Annotated in this window: 1 protein-coding gene; it reads right to left on the reverse strand. The window is 68.0% G+C overall.

Annotated elements, in window-relative coordinates:
* A partial coding sequence (locus tag IE273_RS42970; RefSeq protein ID WP_189820537.1) for a non-ribosomal peptide synthetase occupies positions 1-2985 on the reverse strand: 2985 nt, incomplete at both ends.

Raw genomic sequence — 2985 nt, forward strand, 5'->3', positions numbered from 1 at the left:
CGGGGTGGGTGTTGAGGGCGTTCTCGATCTCGCCGAGTTCGATGCGGTAGCCGCGCAGTTTGACCTGGTTGTCGATCCGGCCGATGAACTCCAGCGTCCCATCCGGACGCCACTTGACCAGGTCACCGGTCTGATACGTGCGTGGGTCGGGACGGGGCGGGCTGAGGGGGTTGGGCGTGAAGCGCTGCTCGGTCAGCTCAGGCCGGTTGTGATAGTGCCTCGCCAGGCAGATACCGCCCAGCAGGGCGTGGCCGGGGACACCGACGGGCGCGGGCTGGTTGTGGTGGTCGACGACATAGACGGTGGTGTTGGTAATGGCCCGGCCCAAAGTGGTCGTCCCCCCGTGCGGGTCCGGCTCCATGGTCAGGCTCATGACGTTTGCCACGGAGCCTTCGGTGGCGCCGTACTCGTTGCTGATCGTCGTCTGCGCGCTGCTGGCGTTGAGCAGGCGGGAAACGAGCTGGGGTGTGAGGTTCTCACCGCCGGCGACGATGGTCGCGATGTGATGACGAGCGCCACGGGCCTCCAAGTGAGCTGCGAGGACTTCGAGATGGGAAGGTGTCGCCTTGAGGAAACTGACCGGGGTGCCGGCGCAGATCACGTCGATGGCGGCGTCGAAGGCCGTCTGGTCGGGCCCGGTCACCGGAATGACCAGCCGCTGGCCCTGGATCAGCGGCAGGAACAGTGCGGTGATCGTCAGATCGAAGGTGACGGACGAGTACAGGATGCTGCCGATCCCGCCGCGCACACCGGCCGGATAGTTCTGGTCGCACCAGTGCAGGTAGTTGACCACACCACGGTGCTCCAGCGCGACACCCTTGGGCCTGCCCGTGGACCCCGAGGTGTAGATGACGTAGGCGAGGTCGTCGGGCGAGGCCAGGGGCTCGGGATTGGTCTCGGGGCCGGTCGGCCACTGCGTGTCGACCAGCAGGCGGTCGATCATGTCGGGCAGGCGATGGGCCAGAGCGGTGCTGGTGATGACCAGCGGAGCATTCGCGTCCTGGACCATGTACGTGATGCGGTCAGCGGGATAGTCCGGATCCAGGGGAACGAACGCGGCACCCGCCTTCAAAATCCCCAGGACACTGGCGATCAGATCCGGCGAGCGCTCCAGGCAGACAGCCACAAGAGTGTCCGCAGTGATACCCGAGCCACGCAGATGATGAGCCAGCCGGTTCGCACGCGCGTTGATCTCGGCGTAGGTCCAGTCCTGGTCACCGTAGGCCACAGCCACCGCATCGGGATCGGCAGCGACCCGGTCCTCAACCAGCCGATGGATGGTCGCCGCGTCCGGGTACGGGCCGGTGACACCATTCCAGTCGACCAGAAGCTCCTGCCGCTCCCCCTCCGTCAGCATGTTCAGCTCCGACAGGCGGGCCCGCGGTGCGGACGCCACCGACGCCGCCAGGGTGGCGAAGTGGCCCGCCATGCGCTCGATCGTCGCCCGCTCGAACAGATCCGTCCGGTACTCCAGGGCCGCCAGCAACTCGCCGCCCGACTCGGCCGCGGTCAGCTGGAGATCGAACTTGGCGTCCTGACCGCCCACGCCGACCTGCTCGACCGTCAGGCCGGGCAGGCTCCACGCGTCGTCGTCCGGGGTGTTCTGGAAGACGAACATCGTCTGGAACAGCGGGTTACGGGACAGGTCGCGGTCGGGAGCCAACTCGTCGACGAGGCGTTCGAAGGGCAGGTCCTGGTGGTCGTAGGCGCCGAGCGCTGTGTCCTTGACCCGGTCGAGGAGTTCGGTGAACGCCGGGTCGCCGGACAGGTCGGTGCGCAGGACGAGGGTGTTGACGAAGAAGCCGATCAGGTCCTCGGTCTCGGCACGGTTGCGGCCCGCGATCGGGGTACCCACCGCGATGTCGTCCTGACGGCAGTAACGGGCCAGGACGATCTGGAACAGGGACAGCAGGGCCATGAACAGACTCGCGCCCTGCCCACTCGCCGTGGACCGCAGCGACTCCGCCACCTCCTGCGGCACCGAGAAGTACACGGTGTCGCCTTCGGCACCGTCCCGCTCGGCCGGCCGGCCGTGGTCGGTCGGCAGTTCCAGGGCCGGCACCCCCGCGAGACGCTCGCGCCAGTACGCCAACTGCCCTTCCAGGAACTCACCGGTGAGCTGCTCGCGCTGCCAGACGGCGAAGTCCGCGTACTGGATGGGAAGTTCGGGCAGTGACGCCTCGCGTCCGGCGACAGCCGCCGCGTACAGCTCACGCAGTTCACGGGCCATGATCCCGGAAGACCAACCGTCCGACACTATGTGATGCAGCGTGATCAGCACGTAATGGTCGTCGTCCGCGACGCGGACCACGTCCACCCGCAGCAGCCGCCCGCCGTCCAGCTCGAACGGCCTCCGTGCCTCGGCTGCCATGATCTCCAGTGCGGCCCGCTCCCGGTCGGCCGACGAGACGGTCCGGACGTCGTGCACCACCGGAGTGACCGACCATGGCGCGTCCACGATCTGTACGGGACGGCCCGAGTCGTCCGTGAAGAACCGGGTGCGCAGCACCTCGTGCCGGGTCACCAGACCGGTGAACGCCGTACCCAGCGCGCCGGCGTCGAGGAAGCCCCGCACCCGCAGACCGAACGGTACGAGGTACTCGGCGCTGCCCGGTGTCAACTGGTCCAGGAACCACAGCCGCTGTTGCGCGAACGACAGCGGCTGTGGACCGCTGCCACGGTCGATGGGTACCAGCGGCGCCTTGTCGGCCGTCTCCAGCTCGCGCACGACCCCGGCCAGTGTGGCCGGTGTGGGCGACGTGAACAGAGCACGCACCGGGACGTCCACCCCGAGCCGTTGCCGCAGCCGCGACGTCACCTGTGTCGCGAGCAGAGAGTGCCCGCCCAATGCGAAGAAGTTGTCGTGGATGCCGACGGTGTCGACGCCGAGGATGTCGGACCAGATCGCCGTGACGGCTTCTTCGGTGGTGTTCCGGGGTGGGGTGTAGGTGGTGTCGAGGTCGGGTCGGTGGTGGTCGGGTGCGG

Origin of the sequence: Streptomyces olivaceoviridis, assembly GCF_014650115.1 — a bacterium.
Taxonomy (GTDB): domain Bacteria; phylum Actinomycetota; class Actinomycetes; order Streptomycetales; family Streptomycetaceae; genus Streptomyces; species Streptomyces olivaceoviridis.